Source organism: Chelativorans sp. J32 (genome assembly GCF_000518985.1).
Lineage (GTDB): Bacteria > Pseudomonadota > Alphaproteobacteria > Rhizobiales > Rhizobiaceae > Chelativorans.
The window spans coordinates 174,238-193,316 of the sequence record NZ_JAEQ01000006.1; the positions used below are offsets into that span (position 1 = coordinate 174,238).

A 19,079-nucleotide genomic window follows, 5' to 3' on the forward strand; every position below is an offset into this window, starting at 1 on the left:
GGTCCGATGGAAATGCAAAATGGGAAAAAGCAGAACGTAGCTGTCGTGGGAGCGGGCATTGTGGGCGTGTGCAGCGCCCTCTGGCTGCAAAGGGAAGGCTACGACGTCACGCTTATCGATCCCAATCCGCCGGGCAGCGGCGCTTCCTACGGGAATGCCGGCGCCTTCAGCCCTGCCTCCGTGGTGCCCATGGCAATGCCCGGCGTGCTGCGCCATGTGCCGGGCTATCTGCTCAATCCCCATGGTCCCCTCGCGATCCACTGGGGATATCTGCCGAAGCTGGCGCCCTGGCTCCTGCGCTTCATCCGTTCCGGCCGGCGCGAGCGGGTGGACAAGCAGGCAGCGGCACTGGCGGGCCTCCTCGGTCCCGTTTTCGACTGTCTGATGCCGTTGGCGAAGCAGGCTGAAGCAACGCATCTCATCCGGCGCGACGGCTTTCTCTATGTCTATCGAACCGAGGCCGCGCTCCGCGGCGATGCCTATGGCTGGGAGCTACGGCGCCGGCACGGGATCGCCTTCGATATCCTTGAAGGCCCTGAAATCAATGCGTTCGATCCGGCGCTCTCGCCCGACTACCACGCCGCGCTTTTCGTGCCCGGGAACGGCCATACCGTCGATCCGCAAGGCCTCGTTCAGCATTTGGCGAGGGCGGTGGAAAAAGCCGGCGGGCGGCATTTCAAGGCGAGCGTGGAGGATTTCAGGCGCGACGGATCGGCCATTAGAGCGGTGGTGACCGATAGGGGCGAGGTGGCCTGCGATTTCGCCGTGATCGCCGCCGGCGCCCGGTCCGCGCGGCTTGCCGCCCGGTTGGGTGAGAAGATCCCGCTCGACACCGAACGGGGCTATCACCTGATGCTCAAGTCGCCGGAGGCGATGCCCAGGGTGCCCGTCCTCGAGGCCATGCATAAATTCGTTGCAACGCCGATGCAGGCGGGGCTGCGGATAGCGGGAACTGTCGAGTTCGCGGGCCTCGATAGACCGCCCAACATGGATCGTGCGCGCCGCCTGCTGCGTCCTGCAAGGGCGCTGTTTCCCGCCTTGCGCGAGGACTACCCGGAATCGGAAATGTCCAAGTGGATGGGATTTCGCCCCAGCCTGCCGGATTCTCTTCCGGTGATTGGCCGGTCGAAAGCTTCGCCGGGCATCGTCTACGCCTTCGGACATGGGCATGTGGGCATGTGCGGCGGACCGATGACGGGCAAACTGGTCGCGGAAATGATCGCCGGCCGCCCGACATCCATCGATATCGCGCCTTTCAGCCAATCGCGCTTCTGAGCCGCCTCGCTTTTTGCGGCGACTGCCACCACCTCCTGATAAAGATCGGAACGTCTCGAATGCGCATCTTTGATTGCCGCCTTAGACCTCCCTTCGGAGAGTTTCTTACCACCAGCTACTTCACCGACGTGCCGCGGATCACGCGGATGGCAGCTGAAATGGGCCTGGAGGCGCCCGCGTCGCTTGCGGAAGCCTCGATGGAACTACTGTTTACGGAGATGGATGCGGCCGGAGTTGGAATGGGGCTGGCGGCGGGCCGTATTTCGCCCGGTTTGGGGAACGTGAGCAACGCCAGCGTCCGTGAGCTTTGCCGGCTGTGGCCGGACAGGTTCGTGGGCCTTGCAGTGGTGGATCCTGGCAAGGCGGCCGAGGCATCGGCGGAGATTGACCGCGCCATGCGCGACGGCTTCAAAGGCGCACTCATTGAACCGGGATTGCTGGGAAACGCGCTGGCGATCGACGACAGGCGCATCTACCCCTTCTATAGCCATTGCGAGGACGCAGGCATCCCGCTTTTCATCATGGCCGGAGGAAATGCGGGACCGGACCTGAGCTTCACAAATCCCGAGCACCTCGATCGTGTTGCGGCCGATTTCCCGCGTCTCAAGCTGGTGTCGTTGCATGGCAGCTGGCCATGGGTGCTGCAAATCCTGCATGTGTGCCTGCGCCGGCAAAACGTGTATCTGTGTCCAGACATGTATCTGGCCGGCCGCATGCCGGGGTTCGAGGAATATGTCCGCGCTGCAAACGGCTTCCTCAGCGACCGGTTGCTCTTCGGCAGCTCCTATCCCGTGCTTGCGCTGGACCGAGCCGTCAAGAGCGTGCAGCAAATCGGTTTCCGTCCGGAGGTGCTCGAGCGCATTTTCTTCCGCAATGCCGCAGCATTGTTGGGGCTGTGATGGCATCTTTCCGGTGGCTCAGCGTCCGCCGAGCGCTCCCGTCAATTCCTGCGCGACAGACGACACGAGCGGGCCAACCGCTTCGATGCGCTCGTCCGTCAGGCGGCTGACATGACCGGAGACGGAGATGGCGCAGAGAGGTTCGCTGTTGGCACCGTAAACCACGGAGGCGACGCACCGCACGCCCCGGGCCAAGCCTTCGTCGTCGATGGCGTAGGCGCGTCGCCTGGTGACATGCAGGTCGTCACTGTAGCAGGGGCCCAGGGCATCCGTGCTCGCCGCCATATTTGCGATGACGGCTCTGACCTCTTTCTCCGGATAGGCGGCGAGGATGGCCTTGCCCATTCCCGAACAGTGGATGGGCATGCGGCCGCCCACCTTGGCCACCGAAAGTCTTGCCTCGCGGCTCTCGATCTGCGCCAGAACGACCACATCGTGGCCTTCGGCAATGCCGAGATTGGCGGTCTCATGCGTCAGGTCCCTGAGCCTGCGCATGTATGGGATGGCGGAGGCGACGAAGGCCCGCTTATGAACGAAGGCGCTCGCCACCAAATAGGCCTGGCGGCCGATATACCAGCGTCCATCATGCCGATTGAACTGCACGAAATGCCGCTTTTCCAATGTGGTGAGCAGCCTGTGAGTGGTCGAACGGGAAAGCTCTGCGACCGCGGTGATCTCCCTCAGGCGCATTCCCGATCCGTGTTCCGCCAGCACCTCCAGGAGGGAGATGGCGCGTTCGACGGATTGAACGGTCCCCAGCCGTTCATTGGAGGTGGCCTCCTCAGGGAATTCCGGTGCACCCATCGCGTCGATGCCTCCGTAGAATGCTTCCAACTCTCGGGTATCGGTACCACCTCAGTAAAGTACACTTCTACATTCAAATCAATATTTTTAATTGCATACAGAAAGAAATTCCGCCGGGGGGCTTCCGCTGACGGCTATCGCGAGGGGAGCGGAAAGGTGCGTGACATCAGCCGGTTCATGCGCCAACGAAGCGTGAAACCGCGTACGGCGAGGAACGCGAGGAAGGCGATCCATAGTCCATCGTTGCCGAGCCAGGGGATAAGGGTGAAGATGAGCAGCAGGTAGCAGGCCGAAGCGACGAGCATCATGTTGCGGATGTCGCGCGCCCAGGTCGCACCTATGAAGACCCCATCCATGACGAAGGCAAGACTGCCGAGCGGGGCAGTCAGTAGCGCCCAGTGAAAATAGGCGTGAGCGAGCGCACGTACATCAGGACTTGCCGTCATGAGCGCGATGATCGGGTCTTGAACGAGGAGATAGACCGCCGCCACAGCAAAGCCCGTCGCAACGCTCCAGAAGACGGAGAGGTTTACCGATGTTTCGAACATGACGCGGTCACACCCGCCCACCGCCCTTCCGGCAAGGTGCTGGGCGGCGACGGCAAGCCCTTGGATCATCGCGCCGGAAAAATAGAAGAGGTTCATCAGCACGACGTTGGCTGCGAGCACCGCCGTACCGAAAGCGGCGCTCTCCCGCGTGAAGAGGGCGATGCTGAAAAAGAGAATCATGGATCGCAGAAGAATGTCTGCATTGATGCTGAGTATCCGCTTCAGTTGGCGCATGTCCGGCACGGCTGAAAGCACTGCCCGTGCCTTTCCATGAAGAGCGCGCGCTATCAGAATGCCGCCGGCGAGAGCGGTGGCCGTCTCTGCGGCCACCGTCGCCAGCGCCGCGCCGGCAACACCCCAATCGAAATGGAGGACGAAGGCGATACTGAGAATTGCGTTGACGAGGTTGAGCACAGCCTGGAGGGCAAGGCCCGGCAGAAAAGAGCCCTGGCCGAAGAGCCAGCCCACCAGCGCATAATTGACGAGCAGCAGCGGTGCTGACCAGACGCGGATGCCGAAATAGACCATTCCGGCTGCCCTTACATCCTCGCCGACGCCGAGCAGTGAAAAGCCGGCATAGGCAATCGGCCACTGCAGCGCCACTGCGATGAGGCCTGCCGCGAAAGCCAAGCATATGGCGCGGAGCGCATGCGCGAGCATCTCTATCCCGTGTCCCGCCCCGAACGCTTGCGAAACCATGGCAGTGGTGGAGGAACGCAGGAAGTTGAAGGTGAAGAAGACGAGGTTGATGATCACGTTGGCGGCAGCGATGCCGCCGATCAGGGCTTCGTTCCCCAACTGCCCGACAACTGCCGTGTCAACGATGCCGACCAGGGGTGTCGATATCGATGCCAGGGTGATTGGCAACGCAATCTTCAGCACCTGGCCATGGGTAACGGTGGTGGCAGGCATCTGCGAACCAGGGGAAGGTCCCTGGTCAAGCCGTGGCTGGTCAATTGTCATCGGGCGGCGCTCCCGCTTCTTTTGAACGGGCGCACCCTGCCGCACCCAGCGCAGCAGGATGCGGTCATACGATCAGTCGCACTCGCTGCCGTTTTGCCCATTCACTCAGGATTGGACCACTTTGCACGGTGTGTCGAAGGCGGCGCGATCTGTTCCCGCATCGCGGGAATCCTTGCAGCGCGCTATCGACTGCGCTGTTGATTGAGTTTAGCCGGTTTCTGACATGCGCCGTGCCAACCGGCCGGTGCCAGCGGAGATGGCTGCAGCATGGCGGTTCAGCATGCCGATACGATCGTCGTCGGGGGCGGCTTGGTTGGCGCCGCCATAAGCTACGGGCTGGCGAAAATCGGGCAAGGCGTCATCGTCCTCGACGAGGGGGATGTGGCTTTTCGGGCGTCCCGCGGCAATTTCGGGCTCGTGTGGGTGCAGTCGAAAGGCGACGGCATGCCCGAGTATGCGCGTTGGACACGCCGCTCGGCCGACCTCTGGCCGGAATTCGCCGGAGAGCTCGCCGGGGAGACCGGCGTATCGCCGCACTATTACAAGGCTGGAGGAGTGCATACCTGCCTTTCTGAGGAGGAACTGCAGGCCCGTACCAATCTCATCGAACGGATGCGGCAAGTGCATGGGCCGGAGCGCTATGAAGCAAGGGTCCTCGACCGCCGCGAGCTTGCCGAGATGCTCCCCGGCTTGGGTGAAGCGGTCATTGGCGGCTCGTGGTCCCCGCACGACGGCCATGCGAGCCCGCTTCACCTCTTGCGAGCGCTGCATGCTGGGCTCCTGCAAGGGCGCGGACGCTATCATGCCGATGCCCGTGTGACCGCGATAGCAAGGGACGGCTCGGGTTATCGCGTCACGACCGCCGCCGGGGTGTTCGCGGCGGAGAGAGTGGTGCTCGCCGCTGGCCTTGCTAACCGCGCGCTCGCGCCAATGGTAGGGCTCAGCGCGCCGGTCTCTCCGCTCAAGGGGCAGATTCTTGTCACGGAGCGCGCAGCGACGGTCCTGCCTATGCCAACCGCCTTCGTTCGGCAGACGGAGGAAGGTACATTCCTCATGGGAGACAGCTACGAAGACTCGGGCTTCGATACCGCGTCGCGGCCAAACGTCATGGCGGAGATTGCCAGACGCGCCGCCCGCACCTTTCCATTTCTCAGAAAGCTGCAGGTCGTGCGGGCCTGGGCCGCGCTCCGCGTCATGTCCGGCGACGGGTTTCCCATCTACGAGCAATCGCGGACTCATCCGGGCGCCTTCGTGGTGAACTGCCATTCCGGCGTCACTCTGGCAGGCGCTCATGCGCTGGCGCTCGCGCCGATGATCGCGCGCGGCCGCCTTGATGAGGAATTCGCCGCCTTCAGCGCAGGGAGGTTTGATGTTCAAGCGCATCGCGACGTCGCGTAAGGCAAGGCTTTCTTTCGATTTCGAAGGGCACAGACTCGAGGCGGAGGACGGCGATACCGTGGCGGCCGCGCTGCTGCTTGCCGGCGAAAGGGTCTTGCGCAGCACGGCGGTTTCAGCGTCCGAACGCGGGCCCTTCTGCCTCATGGGCGTGTGCTTCGAATGCCTGGTGGAGATCGACGGGATACCTAACCGGCAGGCCTGCATGGTGAAGGTGCTGCCGGATATGCGGGTGCGCCGTCAGCGCGGCGCGGCGCGGGTGGGAAGCATATGAGCGCATATGATGTCGCGATAATCGGCGCCGGTCCCGCGGGTATGGCCGCGGCGGTGGAGGCATCTCGCGCCGGCTTTTCCGTAGTCGTCTTCGATGAGCAGGACGCGCCTGGCGGGCAGATCTATCGCGCCATCGAGCGGGCGGATGCGGGGCGGCTGGCGCTGATGGGTGAAGATTATGCCACGGGTAGAGCTCTTGCCGAGGCTTTCAGGACGAGTTCCGCGGTCTACATGCCAGGCACGATTGTCTGGAATGTCGATGCGTCGCTCCGTATCAACTACAGCGGCGCGACTGGCAGTGGCGAAGTCACTGCGGGATCGGTGATCATAGCCACGGGTGCCATGGAGCGCGCCACGCCTTTGCCGGGCTGGACTCTGCCGGGCGTGATGACGGCCGGCGCGTTGCAGATCCTGCTTAAGGCGCACGGGCTCGTCAGTGACGATACGGTATTGGTCGGCTGTGGCCCTCTCCTTTTCCTGGTGGCACAGCAAATGACGGAGGCTGGATCGCCTCCCAGAGCGGTCGTCGAGACCGCAGCGCCTGGCGCGCTCCGCCGGGCGCTGCCGCATTTCTTCGGGGCGTTGCGCGCTCCGGCCTATCTGAGGAAAGGCTTGGCCATGATCCGGCAGCTCGCCCGCGCGGGCGTGCCGGTCTATCGTCATGCGCAGGCGGTTGCGATCGAGGGCCGCGAGGCGGCGGAAGCCGTCAGCTTCACGATCAAAGGCCAGCGCCATCGCATTTCGGCGGGCACCGTGGGCCTGCACCAGGGCGTGATACCCAACCAGCAGATCACGCGCCTCCTCGGTTGCGAGCAGGATTGGAGCGCAAGTCAGCGCTGTTTCGTGCCTAGGCTGGATCCGTTCGGCGAAACGAGCATCCAGAATGTCTACGTCACCGGGGACGGAGCAGGAATCGGCGGCGCCGTTTCCGCCGCTCTCGGAGGGAGGCTCGCGGCCCTGCGGATCGCCGCCAGGGCGGGCAAGGCTACTACGGGCGAAGCCCGGTCCGTAATGGCGAGGCTCGCGCGCGATCGGGCGATCCGCCCCTTCCTGGAGGCGCTCTATGCGCCCTCCGATGAAGTGCTTATGCCCGCGGATGATACGCTCGTGTGCCGCTGTGAAGAAGTAACCGCCGGACAGATCCGCGAAGCCGTGGCGCTTGGGGCGCCCGGGCCAAATCAGGCAAAGGCCTTCCTGCGGTGCGGCATGGGGCCGTGCCAAGGCCGCATCTGCGGCCCCGTGGTCACGGAAGTCATCGCAGCGGCGCGCCGGACCCGGCAGGACGCTGTTGGGTACTACCGCATCCGCCCCCCGCTTAAGCCACTCTCCGTAGCCGAAATAGCGGGCCTGGCGCCGGCGGCGGAGGGCCAGCCCCTGGACTAGGGCCGTGCTGCTGAATCTGCAATTTCCATCAACACCAGCGAACAATAAGGAGAAGGTTATGATCAAGCGTCACATGCAGACACGCATCAACCATCGGGTCGTCGAGCACAACGGGGTGCTCTATTTTGGCGGCCTTATTGCCGATGACCTGAGCGTCGACATGAAGGGCCAGACACAGCAGATCTGCCGCAAGATCGACGAACTGCTGCAAAAGGTGGGCTCCTCAAAGGCGCATCTGCTCACGGCGATGATCTACATCTCCGATTTCTCGCAGAAGGAAGGAATGAACGAGGCCTGGCTCGAATGGCTGCCCGGTGAGCTTTTGCCCACCCGTGCGACCATCGGCGTCGCTGACCTCGGCGAAAACGTCCTGATCGAGGTGGTCGTGTCCGCAGCCAAGACTGCGTAGGAATCCGGGTCCGCCGGTCAATGGCTGCCTGGTCCTACGATGCGGGAATCCAGCCGTGGCTCCATTGACAGGGCGGTCATCTCACGAAACTCTGCTTGCCGTGCTGCAAAACAAGCAACAGTAAAACGCAGCAAAGAACGTATTGTGTTGAAAAACAATACGGGGAACACTCGCAGTCGTGATCCGGTATTAAGAAGTCGTACAACAAAAAATCTCAATTCGGGTCCGATTTGCATCGGGTTAATAGAAATATGTACTCGTATGGATGGGAGTAATACATGAACATCCGACTACATGGTCTAACAACAATTCTATCCGCATTGGTAGTGTTTACGGCGCCAGCCGCTGTCCTTGCTCAGGACAATTTGGTCACCGGGGAGTCGATCACGACCGTCAATCCGGGCACGCCCGGAAAGGGCGGTGAGGTTACCTTCACCGTCACGCGCGACATCACCAACTGGAACGTCACCTCGGCCCTCGGCAACAACGCCGTGGTCCGCACGGTGACGCTGCCAATCGTTCCGTCGGCCTTCATGGTGCAGCCGGACTTCACCCTGAAGATGAACACCGACCTCCTGGAGAGCGCCGAGCTTACATCGACCGATCCCCAAACCGTGGTCTACAGGATCAGGGAAGATGCGGTGTGGAGCGACGGCGTCCCGATCACGGGCGACGACTTCATCTATTTCTGGAAGACGCAAAACCGCCGCGACTGCCCGGAATGCCTGATCAATGCGAGCGATGGCCACGACTTCATCGAAACGCTCGAGCAGGACGAGACCGGAAAGGTCGTGACGGCGACATTCAGCGAGCCGTTCGTGGGCTGGCAAGGACTTTTCATGTTCCTCTATCCGGCTCATCTAGCCGAGAAGCACGGCGACATCGCGGAGAGCTACAACAACTTCCTCTCCAATGAGGTGCCGGCCTGGTCGGGCGGACCCTACATGGTCGAGTCGTTCGATCCGGGGCAACTCGTCACGCTTGTGCCAAATCCGAAATGGTATGGCGAAAAAGGGCCTTATCTGGACAAGCTGAAATTCCGGATCATCACCGATTCAACTCAGCAGCTGACGGCGCTCGAAAACGGCGAGGTCGATGTGATCTATCCGCAGGGCGCCACCCAGGACATGGTCGAGCAGGCGGCGCGCCTCGATTATCTCGGCATCGATTTCCAGATGAATCCGTCCGCCAACTGGTATTTCATGGGCCTCAACTCCAAAGCCGGCCCGATGTCCGACATCGCGCTGCGCAAGGCGGTTTTGACGGCTATCGACGCCGGTGACCTGAAGGCCAAGACCGCTGATCCGTATTTGCGCAACTGGCCCCATATGGGCAGCGTGATGTTCCTGCCCAACCAGGCAGGTTATGCCGACCGCAGGGGAGCGCGCGGCTACGGTACGGGGGACGTGGAGAAGGCGAAGGGGATCCTCTCCGAGGCGGGCTACAAGCTCAGCGGAGGCAGTCTGCTGGATCCCTCCGGCAAGCCTGTATCCACGCTTCGGCTTGGCTTTCCGCCCGGCTATCCGGCGGCCAACGACATGGCACGACTGATCACAGGCTATATCGCCCCGCTCGGCCTCAAGACGGATTTGTTGACCGGCCCGAACGCCACCGCCGACTATCTCCTGAGCGGCAATTTCGACCTTTACCTCAGCTATTTCTCGCAGCAGGTCTTTCCCGCGGTGAAGGCGGGGCAGATTTTCCTCAGGGATGCCGGTCAGAACTATTTTGGCTTCAATGATCCGAAAATCGAGGAGATCATCGGCAAGGCTGCGGCAGCCTCGTCAATAGAGGAATCTGCCGCAATCCTGTCCGAGGCCGACGAGCTCGCGATGGATTACGCGGCGCTATTCCCGATCTATCAGTTGCCGACGGCGCTGATCTACAAGGAAGCGATCCTCAACCTGCGCGACAATCCGAACCAACTCGGTCCGGCCTACAACACGGCCGAATGGGGTTTAGCGGAGTGAATGGGCGGAAGGGGCCGGGCAGCTTCCGGCATGGCGGCCCCTTCACCCAAATCGTTCCGCCGATGATTTTCCAAGCTGCAGGGAGTTGAGCTTGCTAGCCTATCTGGTCAGGCGACTGCTTGTCATGATCCCGATGATGCTGATCGCCAGCTTTCTCATGTTCGTCGTCATCAGCTTCTCCGGCGATCCGCTCGCGGGATTGAAGACCATGCAGCCGCCTCCGCCGCCCGAGGTGCTGCACGCCATGGCGGTCAAGTTGAGGCTCGATCAGCCACTTCTCGACCGATACTGGATGTGGCTCTCCGGCCTGTTCGTCGGGGATTTCGGGCCGAGCATTCACAATATCGATATCGGTGCGGAGCTCGTGAAGCGCCTTGGCGTTTCGCTGCGGCTCCTGGCGCTCGGCATCGTGCTCGCATTCTTGATGGCTGTCGCGGCGTCGGTTATCGGCGCAGTGCTGCAGTTTTCTTGGGCCGACCATATTATCAGCTTCGTCGCCGTCGCGATGATATCGATGCCGGTGTTCTGGCTTGCGCTGCAGCTCAAGCGGCTGGCGATCAGCATCAATCAGGAGCTTGGGTTCAGGCTGCTCTATACGTCCGGGGATGGCGCGGGCATGACGGCGAGCACACCGTGGGATCGGGTGCTGCTTCTCATCGGTGTGCTGGCGCTCCCCACGATCGCGCTTTCCATGCAGGCTTTCGGGACATGGAGCCGCTACGGCCGTGTGGCCCTAATCGACGCGTTAAACAGCGAATATGTGAAGCTTGCCAGGGCCAAGGGCCTTTCGGAGACGCGCGTGGTGCTGGCGCACGGCCTGCGAACCTCGCTTGCGCCTATGCTTACCGTTGTGGCTGCGGGCGGCGCCGTCATTCTCGGCGAGTCCGTCGTCACAGAGACGGTCTTCCAATGGCGCGGGATGGGAGACCTCCTCGTCACCGGAATCCAGAACAACGACGTCTATGTCGTTCTCGGCTGGCTGCTGGTGGCCGGTCTCATCATCATGGTCTTCAATCTGATTGCGGATATCCTCTATGCCGTCCTCGACCCCCGCATCCGCTATGAGCGATAGAGCAGTGGAAATAGGACAGGCGCCTGCGCAGGAGCAGGTCTACCGTCCCTGGCGTGCCATTGCGCGCAAGTTCTTTAGCTACAAGGCATCAGTGGTCTCGCTCGTCATCCTTATCCTGATCGTGCTCTTCGCCTTCGCCGGCGGGCCCTTGTGGAAATATTCCTATGCCGTATCGACGTCCGACCTGTCGGCGCCGCCGAGCTGGGAGCATCCCTTCGGGACCGATCATCTGGGCTACGATCTCATGGCGGGCGTGATGCGGGGCACGCAGCGCTCGCTCTCCATCGCTGGAACGGTGGCGGTGCTCGCCACGCTGATCGGCTCGATCTGGGGTGCGGTCGCCGGCTATGTCGGCGGCTGGGCGGACTCGCTCCTGATGCGGATCGTCGATCTCATCATGATTTTCCCACTCCTGGCGGTCGCCGCCTTCCTCGCCCGGCAGTCTCAGGGCGGGGAGCACGGCTGGCTGCTGGTGGCGCTCGTGCTGGCGACCCTCTCATGGACGGTGCTGGCGCGTGTCGTGCGCTCGGTAGTGCTCTCGCTTAGAACGCGCGAATTCGTCATCGCGGCGAAGATCGCCGGAGCGGGGCCGGTGCGCATCATCTTCCGCCACCTGCTTCCGAACACGGTGGGGCCGATCATCGTCGCGGCCACGGTGCTGGTGGCGAGCGCCATATTGTCGGAGACCGCTCTTTCCTACCTCGGCTTCGGCGTGCAGCCTCCGGACACCTCGCTCGGGCTCCTGATCAACCAGGCCCAAGGTGCGATTTCTACCCGCCCCTGGCTCTTCTACTTCCCGGGGCTCTTCATCATCCTGATCGCGCTCTGCGTGGCCTTCATCGGAGACGGCTTGCGGGCCGCCCTCGATCCCAAGCAGCAGAGGAAATGAGGCCCCATATGAGCGAGAGCGTCCATATCGCGGGCGGCACCGGCGCGCCGCTGGTCAGCGTCTCCGGCCTTACCGTCAGCTTCGACCGGCACAGGGAAGAGCCGATCGAGGCGGTGCGAGACGTAAGCTGGTCTATCGGATCGGGCGAGGTGCTGGCGCTGGTCGGCGAATCCGGCTCGGGCAAGTCGGTCTCGGCGCTTGCCGTCATGGGCCTCCTGCCCAGGAACGCGCGCGTGGCCGGCTCCATACGCTGGCGCGGGGAGGAACTGCTCAGTGCCTCCGAGAAGCGGCGCCGGGCCCTGCGCGGCAGCCGCATCGGCCTCGTGCCGCAGGATCCGATGACGTCGCTCAACCCCGTCTACACCATCGGCGCACAGATCAGGGAAGGCATTAGGGCCCACCAGAAGCTGAGCGAGAGGGAGATGGCCGAGCGCACGCTGGAGCTTCTCGAAACGATGGGCATCCCGCATGCGCGCGAGCGTATGAACAGCTATCCGCACGAGCTTTCAGGCGGCATGCGCCAGCGCGTAGTCATCGCCATGGCGATGGCGAACAACCCCGATCTGATCATTGCCGACGAAGCGACCACCGCGCTCGACGTGACCGTGCAGGCCCAGGTGCTGGATGCGCTCAAGAAAGCACAGGCGCTCACCGGGGCGGCGCTGCTTCTCATCACGCACGACCTTGGTGTGGTGGCGGGCCGTGCAGATCGCGTCGCGGTCATGCAGCGCGGCGAAGTGGTCGAGCAAGGCACGGTGGACGAGATTTTCTACCAGCCAGCGTCATCTTATACACGCAAGCTGCTCCACAGCATCCCCCGATTGAACCACACGCCTGACCTGAGCGCCCCCAGCGATGTCGCGCCCGATGCCGAGGTGATCCATTCAGCCTTTGAAAGGAAGGTCGGTGCTGAGGGCGCTCCGATCCTATCGATGCGGAATGTCGGCAAGCATTTTCCTGTCTATTCGCGCGGCGTTATTCGGGGCAGGGTGGGGGTGATCAAGGCCGTCGCCGGCGTCGATCTCGACGTGGAGGCGGGCACTACGCTCGGCATCGTCGGCGAGTCGGGTTCGGGAAAGACGACGCTCATCCGATCGCTTTTCAACCTGGAGCCAATCACCCACGGCACCATTCTGTTCGATGGCCAGGACGTTCACCGAATGCCGCCGCGCGATAGGCGGCGGATGCGCAAATGCGTGCAGATGGTCTTCCAGGATCCATATGCGTCGCTTGACCCGATGATGACGGTCAGGGACATCCTGATGGAGCCGGCGGTCATCAACCGAATGGATCGCAAGCTCGCTGAGCGCCGCGTCATGGAGCTGCTCGAGCGGGTGCACCTCAAGCCGGAGCACGCCGCGCGCTATCCCAACGAGTTCTCCGGCGGGCAGCGCCAGCGTATCGCCATCGCGCGTGCGCTGATGCTGCATCCGCGGCTCCTGGTGCTCGACGAGCCCGTCTCCTCTCTCGACGTGTCTATTCAGGCAGAGGTGCTGACGCTTCTCAAAGAACTGCAGAAGGACCTCAATCTTTCCTACCTCTTCGTCTCGCACGATCTTTCGGTGGTCGCTGAGATCGCCCATTCCGTGATCGTGATGTATCGCGGTCGCATCGTCGAGCGCGGCCGGGTCGACGAGCTCTTCCGCAATCCGAAGCACCCCTACACACGCGCGCTGCTTTCGGCGGTTCCGATCCCAGACCCGAGGACGGAGCGTCGGCGCGAGCGGATCGTCTTCAATAGCGACACCCTTGCCAGCCCGATCACGCCGGTCGAACGGACCGGAATGTGGCGGCGTCTTTTTGGCGGCAGAACCCAGGAGGCCTCTTAATGCGCAAACGCAGGATGTATCTTGTCAGCTGGCTGAACTCCTCGGGGTTTCTCCCCAATTCCTGGAATGAGGGCCGGGGAAACCGGGCGAGGATCTTTGACCTGGAGAATTATATCCGCAGCGCCGAGATCGCCCGGCGCGGCCGGATCGATGCCTTCTTTCTAGCCGACCAGCCGCAACTAACCCCCAACCCGAAGGTTCGTCATGAGTATCCGTTCGACCCTATCGTGCTTGCGGCAGCGATCACAGGCCGCGTGCCGGACATCGGCGGGATTGTGACTGCCTCCACCAGCTTCAGCCTGCCCTACACGCTCGCCAGGCAGATCGCCTCGGTGAACCTGCTTTCGGGCGGCCGCATCGGCTGGAACGCGGTCACAACCGCCAACCCCGCCGTCGCGGCCAACTACGGCGCCGCGATTGCCACACATGACAACCGCTATGAGCGGGCGGAAGAGTTCCTGGAGGTTGTCCATGGCCTTTGGAACAGCTGGAAATTCCCGTGGGATGAGGCGATCGGCCCCAATCCAAATCCGTTCGGCGAGGTGATGCCGATCAACCATGAGGGGAAGTATTTCAAGGTTGCGGGTCCCCTCAACGTGCCTTTGCCGCCTTACGGCCCGCCGGTGGTCGTGCAGGCAGGCGGCTCGGACCAGGGCAAAAGGCTCGCCAGCCGTTTCGGCGAGATCATCTATGCGTTCCTGGGGAGCAAGCCGGCCGGCCGGCGCTTCGTCGCCGAGGCGCGAGCGGCCGCTCGCGCGCAGGGCCGCCCCGAGGGCTCCACGCTGGTCCTGCCGAGCTTTCAGCCGCTGATCGGGTCGACAGAGGCAGAGGTCAAGCGGCTCGTCGCCGAGTACGAAGCCGGGCTCGATCCGGCCGAGCAGCGGATCGAGGCGCTGTCGAAGCAATTGGGCATTGATCTTGAAAGGATCAACGTGGACCAGGTGCTGCAGGAGAAGGACTTCAACCTTCCGAAGGAGTCCGCCACGCCGATCGGCGTCCTGAAATCCATGGTCGACGTCGCTCTCGACGAGAAGCTTTCACTGCGGCAACTGGCTTTGCGCATGCGGCTGATCGCGGGCACGCCGGATCAGGTCGCCGACCGTCTCATCGATTGGTGGCAAGACGAGGCGGCGGATGGATTTGTGATCAATGCCCCGCTGCTGCCCGACGCTCTGGAGATTTTTGTCGATCAGGTCATACCGATCCTGCAGTCGCGAGGCGTTTTTCCCCGGAGCTACACCGAGTCGACCTTGCGTGAGAGGTTGGGTTTGCCTCGAAATCCGCTAGGTTGACCAAGCGAAAATCATGGTTTGTTCCATATCTGCATACATTTACAAATACAAAATTGTATGCTTTATTTGGGCTGTGAGTGGATGCCACCCATGCGTTTAAGAGGAAGCGGAAATGACCTACTCCATCGTGGCTATCTCCGGCAGTCCGTCGCGCAACTCAACCACTGCTAAGCTGGCAGAGTATGCTCTGGCACACGTTTTGGCGCGAAGCGACTCGCAAGGCAGGCATATTCACGTCATCGACCTCGATCCGAAGGCGTTGCTCCGCGGCGACTTGAGCAATGCCAAGCTCAAGGAAGCAGTGGATGCCACCTGCAACGCGGACGGGCTCATCGTGGCGACGCCGATCTACAAGGCTTCTTATACGGGTCTGCTGAAGGCTTTTCTCGACATCCTCCCGCAGTTCGCTCTTGCCGGGAAGGCTGCGCTGCCGCTTGCCACAGGCGGCAGCCCTGCGCATGTGCTCGCCCTAGATTACGGATTGCGGCCCGTCCTGCACTCGATGGGCGTACGCCATGTGGTGCAGAGCTTTTTCCTCGTGCAGTCCCAGTTTTCCGTCGTCGATGGAAAACTGGCCGTTGAGGACGACGTGGCGTCGCAGCTCAACAACGCCATCGATCATTTCCGTCTTTCGCTGTCGTCGGAGCCGTCGACGCGGCATCTGGGTCACCCACGCCCCTCGCTCGATGCGACGCGCGCGGCCTGACATCACTTGAACTGCGCCAAATCTTGCGAGTTAGAATTCGGCACCGACATAGATGTCGGCGATGCCGGCTCGAATAACCTCGACAATCTCGTCATAGCGGCGGTTGATCATGGTGGCGATACGCTTTGCACAGGCGTCCGCATCTCGCCGCATCAGCATATCGATGAATTCGCCGTTGTGACGGACACCGGGAGGAGGGGGACGCAGGCGTAGGTCGATCCAGCGCACAAAATGAATGCGCCCATTGATCTGCTCGAGTGCCTTCACCAACTCTGCGTTGCCCGTCATTCTCGCAATGCGCAAGTGAAACTCCTCGTCATCGCGGAGGTTCTGCAGGGTCGGCTTCTCCCTCCAATTTGCCGCCTGGTCGTCTGCGAAGAGCTTCAGCGCCTCAAGCTCCTCATCGCTTGCGCGCTCACAGGCCAGACGCACGATCCCTTGCTCGAGAATGGAGCGCAGTTCGAATAGCCCCTGAATTTCGGTTGGATCCAACTCGCGGCCGATAAAGCCGCGATTGGGAGCGACGCTGATATAGCCTTCGGAGGACAGGCGGTTCAGCGCTTCACGAAGAGGCGTGCGGCTCACCTGCAACTGTTCGGCAAGGAGGACCTCGTTGATCCGTTCGCCGGGCCGGAAGCGGTAGGTCATCGCCATTAGCTTGACCTCCTCATAGACACGATCCGTGATGCTGCCGCTCTTTTGTCCAGCGTCGGGATTGCTGTGCTTCGGGCGCGTCGCGCTTTTTACGCTGCGCTTGCTGTTGGAATGCACCGGCCGTTCTCCCTGTCTGCCATCATTGAACGTGTGACGGTCTGATTCTATTTCTAAGCATACCATTCTGTGTTCAATAGAGTATGCACAAAAATCCCCCGTGGCCGACCATCCGTGAATTGCCTAATATCTGCCTAGGAGGTGAGCCGCGACTTTTTGTTCAAGCTGCCTTGAACCTTCCTACAGGGTGGGAATTTTCCGTCTCCTGCCGAGGTTTTCCGTCGCTCGCCGTTGGAAAATAACCTTTGCCAAGTATCGTCGGCAGTATTCCTTGACTCGTCACTCAAACATTGGTCGTGAAACGCATGCGTGTGCTGATCATTGGCGCAGGAATTCTTGGAGCGAGTGCTGCCTACCACCTAGCCCGCCTCGGGGCGCAGGTGGAAATCATCGATCAAAATCATCCGGGCAAGGCGACTTTGGCGGGCGCCGGAGTCGTCTGTCCCTGGGCAACGGAGGCGGACGATCCAGACTGGTATCTACTCTATGCCCGGGGCGCCCGCTATTACGGCACGCTGATCGAGGAACTCAGGGGGCAAGGTGAGACGGAGCTTGGCTATAGTAGGGTAGGCGCGCTCGTGCTGGCCGAAGACAGGGCACGGCTCGATACGATCGAGGGCCGGATTAGCCGCCGCATCAAAGATGCACCCGAAGCGGGCACTGTGCGACGGCTCGGTGCTGGCGAGGCGAAAAGGTTGTTCCCTCCGCTGCGTGACGATCTGGAAGCAATCCACATTCCCGGCGGCGCGCGCGTCGATGGCAGGCTGCTTGCCGCGTCAATGCTGCGCGTTGCCATTTCGTCGGGCGCGACCTTGCGGAACGATTATGTCTCCTTGCGCCTGAATGATGGACGCGCGGAATGCCTTGGCAGCGATGGCAGGCCCATTCCCGCCGACGAAATTATCGTGACCGCCGGCGCATGGGCAGCGCAGATCCTGGCGCTGCTCGGGCTCCGTCATCCAGTCGTGCCTCAAAAGGGGCAGATTATTCATCTGCATCTGCCGGGCGTAGCCACGAGCGGATGGCCGGTCGTCCTGCCGATGAACAGCTACTATATGCTAGCCTTCGATGACTCGCGCGTTGTGGTCGGGGCAACGCGCGAGGACGGTTCAGGTTTCGATTACCGCGTTACCGCGAGAGGCCAATTGGAGGTGCTGCAGGCAGGACTTGGCATCGCACCGGGGCTTGCTGACGCCACTCATATTGAAACGCGGGTAGGTTTTCGGCCGGCGGGCTCCGCCATGAGACCGATCCTTGGACGCGTACCGCAAATCGCCGGCCTCACGATCGGCAATGGTCTCGGAGCCTCGGGTTTGACGGTAGGCCCCTTTGCCGGTCGTCTGCTGGCCGGCGTGGTGATGGGCGAGTCCGCCGAGGTTCCCCTGGAGCGTTATAGCCCAACGGGGCCTGAAGCCGGCTGACCAAGCCGTGGCGTCGTTTGTGTCCACCGTGCCTCCGAAACCGATACCGGCTTTGGGGCTAGAACCGCCTGGTGAGGACGAAGATCGCCCCTTCGAGCTCGAACTCGGAAGCTGCGGCGCTCCGCACTTCGCATGCCAAAACTCCGACACGTCTTGAATTCAGCCGACAAGGTGCTATGTTGAACAGAAGTCAAAAATGTTCAACATACGAGCGGTGGATATGGCGAAGACCACAAAACCAACTGCTGCCCGCGCCCGCATCAGCGGCTCCCCGGCGAAGGGCCGAAAGATGAAGCTCGACCGCTCGGCGAAGACGGGCAGGTTCGTGCTCATCGATCCGGCTCGCCATGAAGCAGTCCTGTCGGCTGCCGAGAAATCCGGGTTGCTCGGCGAAAAGAGCGCGCGCATCGGCGGGCGGATCAGTCCGGCCCTGTTGGAGCAGGCAAAGAAGCAGACGGGGATCAGCACTGACACCGAGCTCATCGAATTCGCGCTTGCCAACGTGGCTCTCGAGGACGAGTTCAGCAATGCCTTCGACAAGGTTCGAGGAACGGTCGATCCGTCTTTGAAGCTCGGCTTCTGAGGTGGCCGCCTTCAATTTTGACGCCGCCGTCCGATGGGGGCGTCTGGATCCCGGTCACACCCTTTCGCGGCGGGACGATGCCGAGCTGCCGTTTATCGGCGATCATCCCGGCGCGGGCCATGGGGTGCTGTTGGACACCTGCGTCTATATGGATGGCCTGCAGGGCCGCGCTCCCGATGCCGTCGGCGAACTCTTGGATGTTCGAACAGCCAACCACTCGACCGTGGCCATTCAGGAGTTGATGCACACGGTCGGCGTGCTCGATCCTGCCGACGCGCGCACCAAGGGCGTCGTCAAACAGATCGGCGTTCTGGTCGATGCAATGCCAGCACATCGAACCTTCACTCCCGATGCCGATGTGCTGGCGCGGGGCGCCCTGTTGTCCGGCATTCTGTGCCGCCTCCAAGGCTATCAGAAGGATGCGAGGCTTCGCGCCCTTCACGACTGCGTGCTTTTCCTGCAGGCGCAGAAACTCGGGTTTGCAGTCCTTACGGCCAATATCGCGGATTTCGACTATCTGCTGCAACTCGTGCCGGCCGGCCGCGTGCTCTTATATCGTCGGTCATGAAACCGCCGAGTTCCGATTCGCGAAGGAAC

General features: G+C 62.1%; 18 protein-coding genes. 15 read left to right on the forward strand and 3 right to left on the reverse strand.

Translation table 11 applies throughout. The annotated features are described in order from the left end of the window. The first annotated feature begins 6 nt into the window (after positions 1 to 6). Together CHEJ32_RS0111045 and CHEJ32_RS0111050 are read left to right on the forward strand one after the other, a co-directional pair. The gene (locus CHEJ32_RS0111045; RefSeq protein WP_371179799.1) at positions 7 to 1,275 is read left to right on the forward strand and encodes an NAD(P)/FAD-dependent oxidoreductase; all 1,269 of its coding nucleotides are present in this window, start codon (positions 7 to 9) and stop codon (positions 1,273 to 1,275) included. A gap of 59 nt (positions 1,276 to 1,334) precedes the next feature. Next, a complete protein-coding gene (locus tag CHEJ32_RS0111050) occupies positions 1,335 to 2,174 on the forward strand; it encodes an amidohydrolase family protein (RefSeq protein WP_028033939.1) in 840 nt (279 codons plus the stop codon). 18 nt (positions 2,175 to 2,192) lie between these two features. On the opposite strand, the gene CHEJ32_RS0111055 is transcribed toward CHEJ32_RS0111050, so the two are convergent. Then, a complete protein-coding gene (locus CHEJ32_RS0111055) occupies positions 2,193 to 2,978 on the reverse strand; it encodes an IclR family transcriptional regulator (protein ID WP_034658247.1) in 786 nt (261 codons plus the stop codon). 134 nt (positions 2,979 to 3,112) lie between these two features. After that, on the reverse strand, positions 3,113 to 4,489 hold the full coding sequence (locus CHEJ32_RS0111060) for an MATE family efflux transporter (RefSeq protein WP_084032766.1): 1,377 nt from the start codon (positions 4,487 to 4,489) through the stop codon (positions 3,113 to 3,115). Positions 4,490 to 4,756: 267 nt separating this feature from the next. Here CHEJ32_RS0111060 and CHEJ32_RS0111065 point away from each other — a divergent pair, with 267 nt between their 5' ends. The 10 genes from CHEJ32_RS0111065 (at position 4,757) to emoB (ending at position 15,707) form a co-directional block, all read left to right on the forward strand. Beyond that, on the forward strand, positions 4,757 to 5,887 hold the full coding sequence (locus CHEJ32_RS0111065; protein WP_028033942.1) for an FAD-binding oxidoreductase: 1,131 nt from the start codon (positions 4,757 to 4,759) through the stop codon (positions 5,885 to 5,887). Further along, complete coding sequence (locus CHEJ32_RS0111070; protein WP_028033943.1) at positions 5,859 to 6,158, forward strand: (2Fe-2S)-binding protein; 300 nt, start codon at positions 5,859 to 5,861, stop codon at positions 6,156 to 6,158. Before CHEJ32_RS0111065 ends, CHEJ32_RS0111070 begins: the two co-directional genes overlap by 29 nt. Next, complete coding sequence (locus CHEJ32_RS0111075) at positions 6,155 to 7,540, forward strand: NAD(P)/FAD-dependent oxidoreductase (protein WP_028033944.1); 1,386 nt, start codon at positions 6,155 to 6,157, stop codon at positions 7,538 to 7,540. Before CHEJ32_RS0111070 ends, CHEJ32_RS0111075 begins: the two co-directional genes overlap by 4 nt. 58 nt (positions 7,541 to 7,598) lie before the next feature. Further along, on the forward strand, positions 7,599 to 7,949 hold the full coding sequence (locus CHEJ32_RS0111080; RefSeq protein WP_028033945.1) for a RidA family protein: 351 nt from the start codon (positions 7,599 to 7,601) through the stop codon (positions 7,947 to 7,949). A gap of 278 nt (positions 7,950 to 8,227) precedes the next feature. After that, on the forward strand, positions 8,228 to 9,919 hold the full coding sequence (locus CHEJ32_RS0111085) for an ABC transporter family substrate-binding protein (protein WP_084032767.1): 1,692 nt from the start codon (positions 8,228 to 8,230) through the stop codon (positions 9,917 to 9,919). A gap of 91 nt (positions 9,920 to 10,010) precedes the next feature. Beyond that, on the forward strand, positions 10,011 to 10,991 hold the full coding sequence (locus CHEJ32_RS0111090) for an ABC transporter permease (protein WP_028033947.1): 981 nt from the start codon (positions 10,011 to 10,013) through the stop codon (positions 10,989 to 10,991). Then, a complete protein-coding gene (locus CHEJ32_RS0111095; protein WP_011581168.1) occupies positions 10,981 to 11,880 on the forward strand; it encodes an ABC transporter permease in 900 nt (299 codons plus the stop codon). Before CHEJ32_RS0111090 ends, CHEJ32_RS0111095 begins: the two co-directional genes overlap by 11 nt. A gap of 8 nt (positions 11,881 to 11,888) precedes the next feature. Further along, positions 11,889 to 13,709 carry an ABC transporter ATP-binding protein gene (locus tag CHEJ32_RS0111100; RefSeq protein WP_028033948.1) on the forward strand — a complete coding sequence of 607 codons (1,821 nt, stop codon included), beginning with the start codon at positions 11,889 to 11,891 and terminating at the stop codon, positions 13,707 to 13,709. Beyond that, the gene (gene emoA / locus CHEJ32_RS0111105; protein ID WP_028033949.1) at positions 13,709 to 15,001 is read left to right on the forward strand and encodes an FMNH-dependent EDTA monooxygenase EmoA; all 1,293 of its coding nucleotides are present in this window, start codon (positions 13,709 to 13,711) and stop codon (positions 14,999 to 15,001) included. Before CHEJ32_RS0111100 ends, emoA begins: the two co-directional genes overlap by 1 nt. Before the next feature lie 112 nt (positions 15,002 to 15,113). Next, positions 15,114 to 15,707: an NADH-dependent FMN oxidoreductase EmoB gene (gene emoB, locus CHEJ32_RS0111110; protein WP_011581165.1), complete on the forward strand. Its 594-nt coding sequence runs from the start codon at positions 15,114 to 15,116 to the stop codon at positions 15,705 to 15,707. A 30-nt stretch (positions 15,708 to 15,737) separates the two neighbouring features. Here emoB and CHEJ32_RS24455 read toward each other — a convergent pair whose 3' ends face one another. After that, a complete protein-coding gene (locus CHEJ32_RS24455) occupies positions 15,738 to 16,478 on the reverse strand; it encodes a GntR family transcriptional regulator (protein ID WP_051469602.1) in 741 nt (246 codons plus the stop codon). Positions 16,479 to 16,783: 305 nt separating this feature from the next. Here CHEJ32_RS24455 and idaA point away from each other — a divergent pair, with 305 nt between their 5' ends. The 3 genes from idaA (at position 16,784) to CHEJ32_RS0111130 (ending at position 19,050) form a co-directional block, all read left to right on the forward strand. Continuing rightward, positions 16,784 to 17,899 (forward strand): iminodiacetate oxidase IdaA, encoded by a 1,116-nt coding sequence (idaA, locus tag CHEJ32_RS0111120; RefSeq protein WP_028033950.1) that lies wholly within the window; start codon positions 16,784 to 16,786, stop codon positions 17,897 to 17,899. Between the two features lie 196 nt (positions 17,900 to 18,095). Next, positions 18,096 to 18,482, forward strand: a complete 387-nt coding sequence (locus CHEJ32_RS27705; protein WP_245261069.1) for a hypothetical protein — start codon at positions 18,096 to 18,098, stop codon at positions 18,480 to 18,482. 1 nt (position 18,483) lies between these two features. Further along, positions 18,484 to 19,050, forward strand: a complete 567-nt coding sequence (locus CHEJ32_RS0111130; RefSeq protein ID WP_028033952.1) for a type II toxin-antitoxin system VapC family toxin — start codon at positions 18,484 to 18,486, stop codon at positions 19,048 to 19,050. Positions 19,051 to 19,079: the final 29 nt, after the last annotated feature.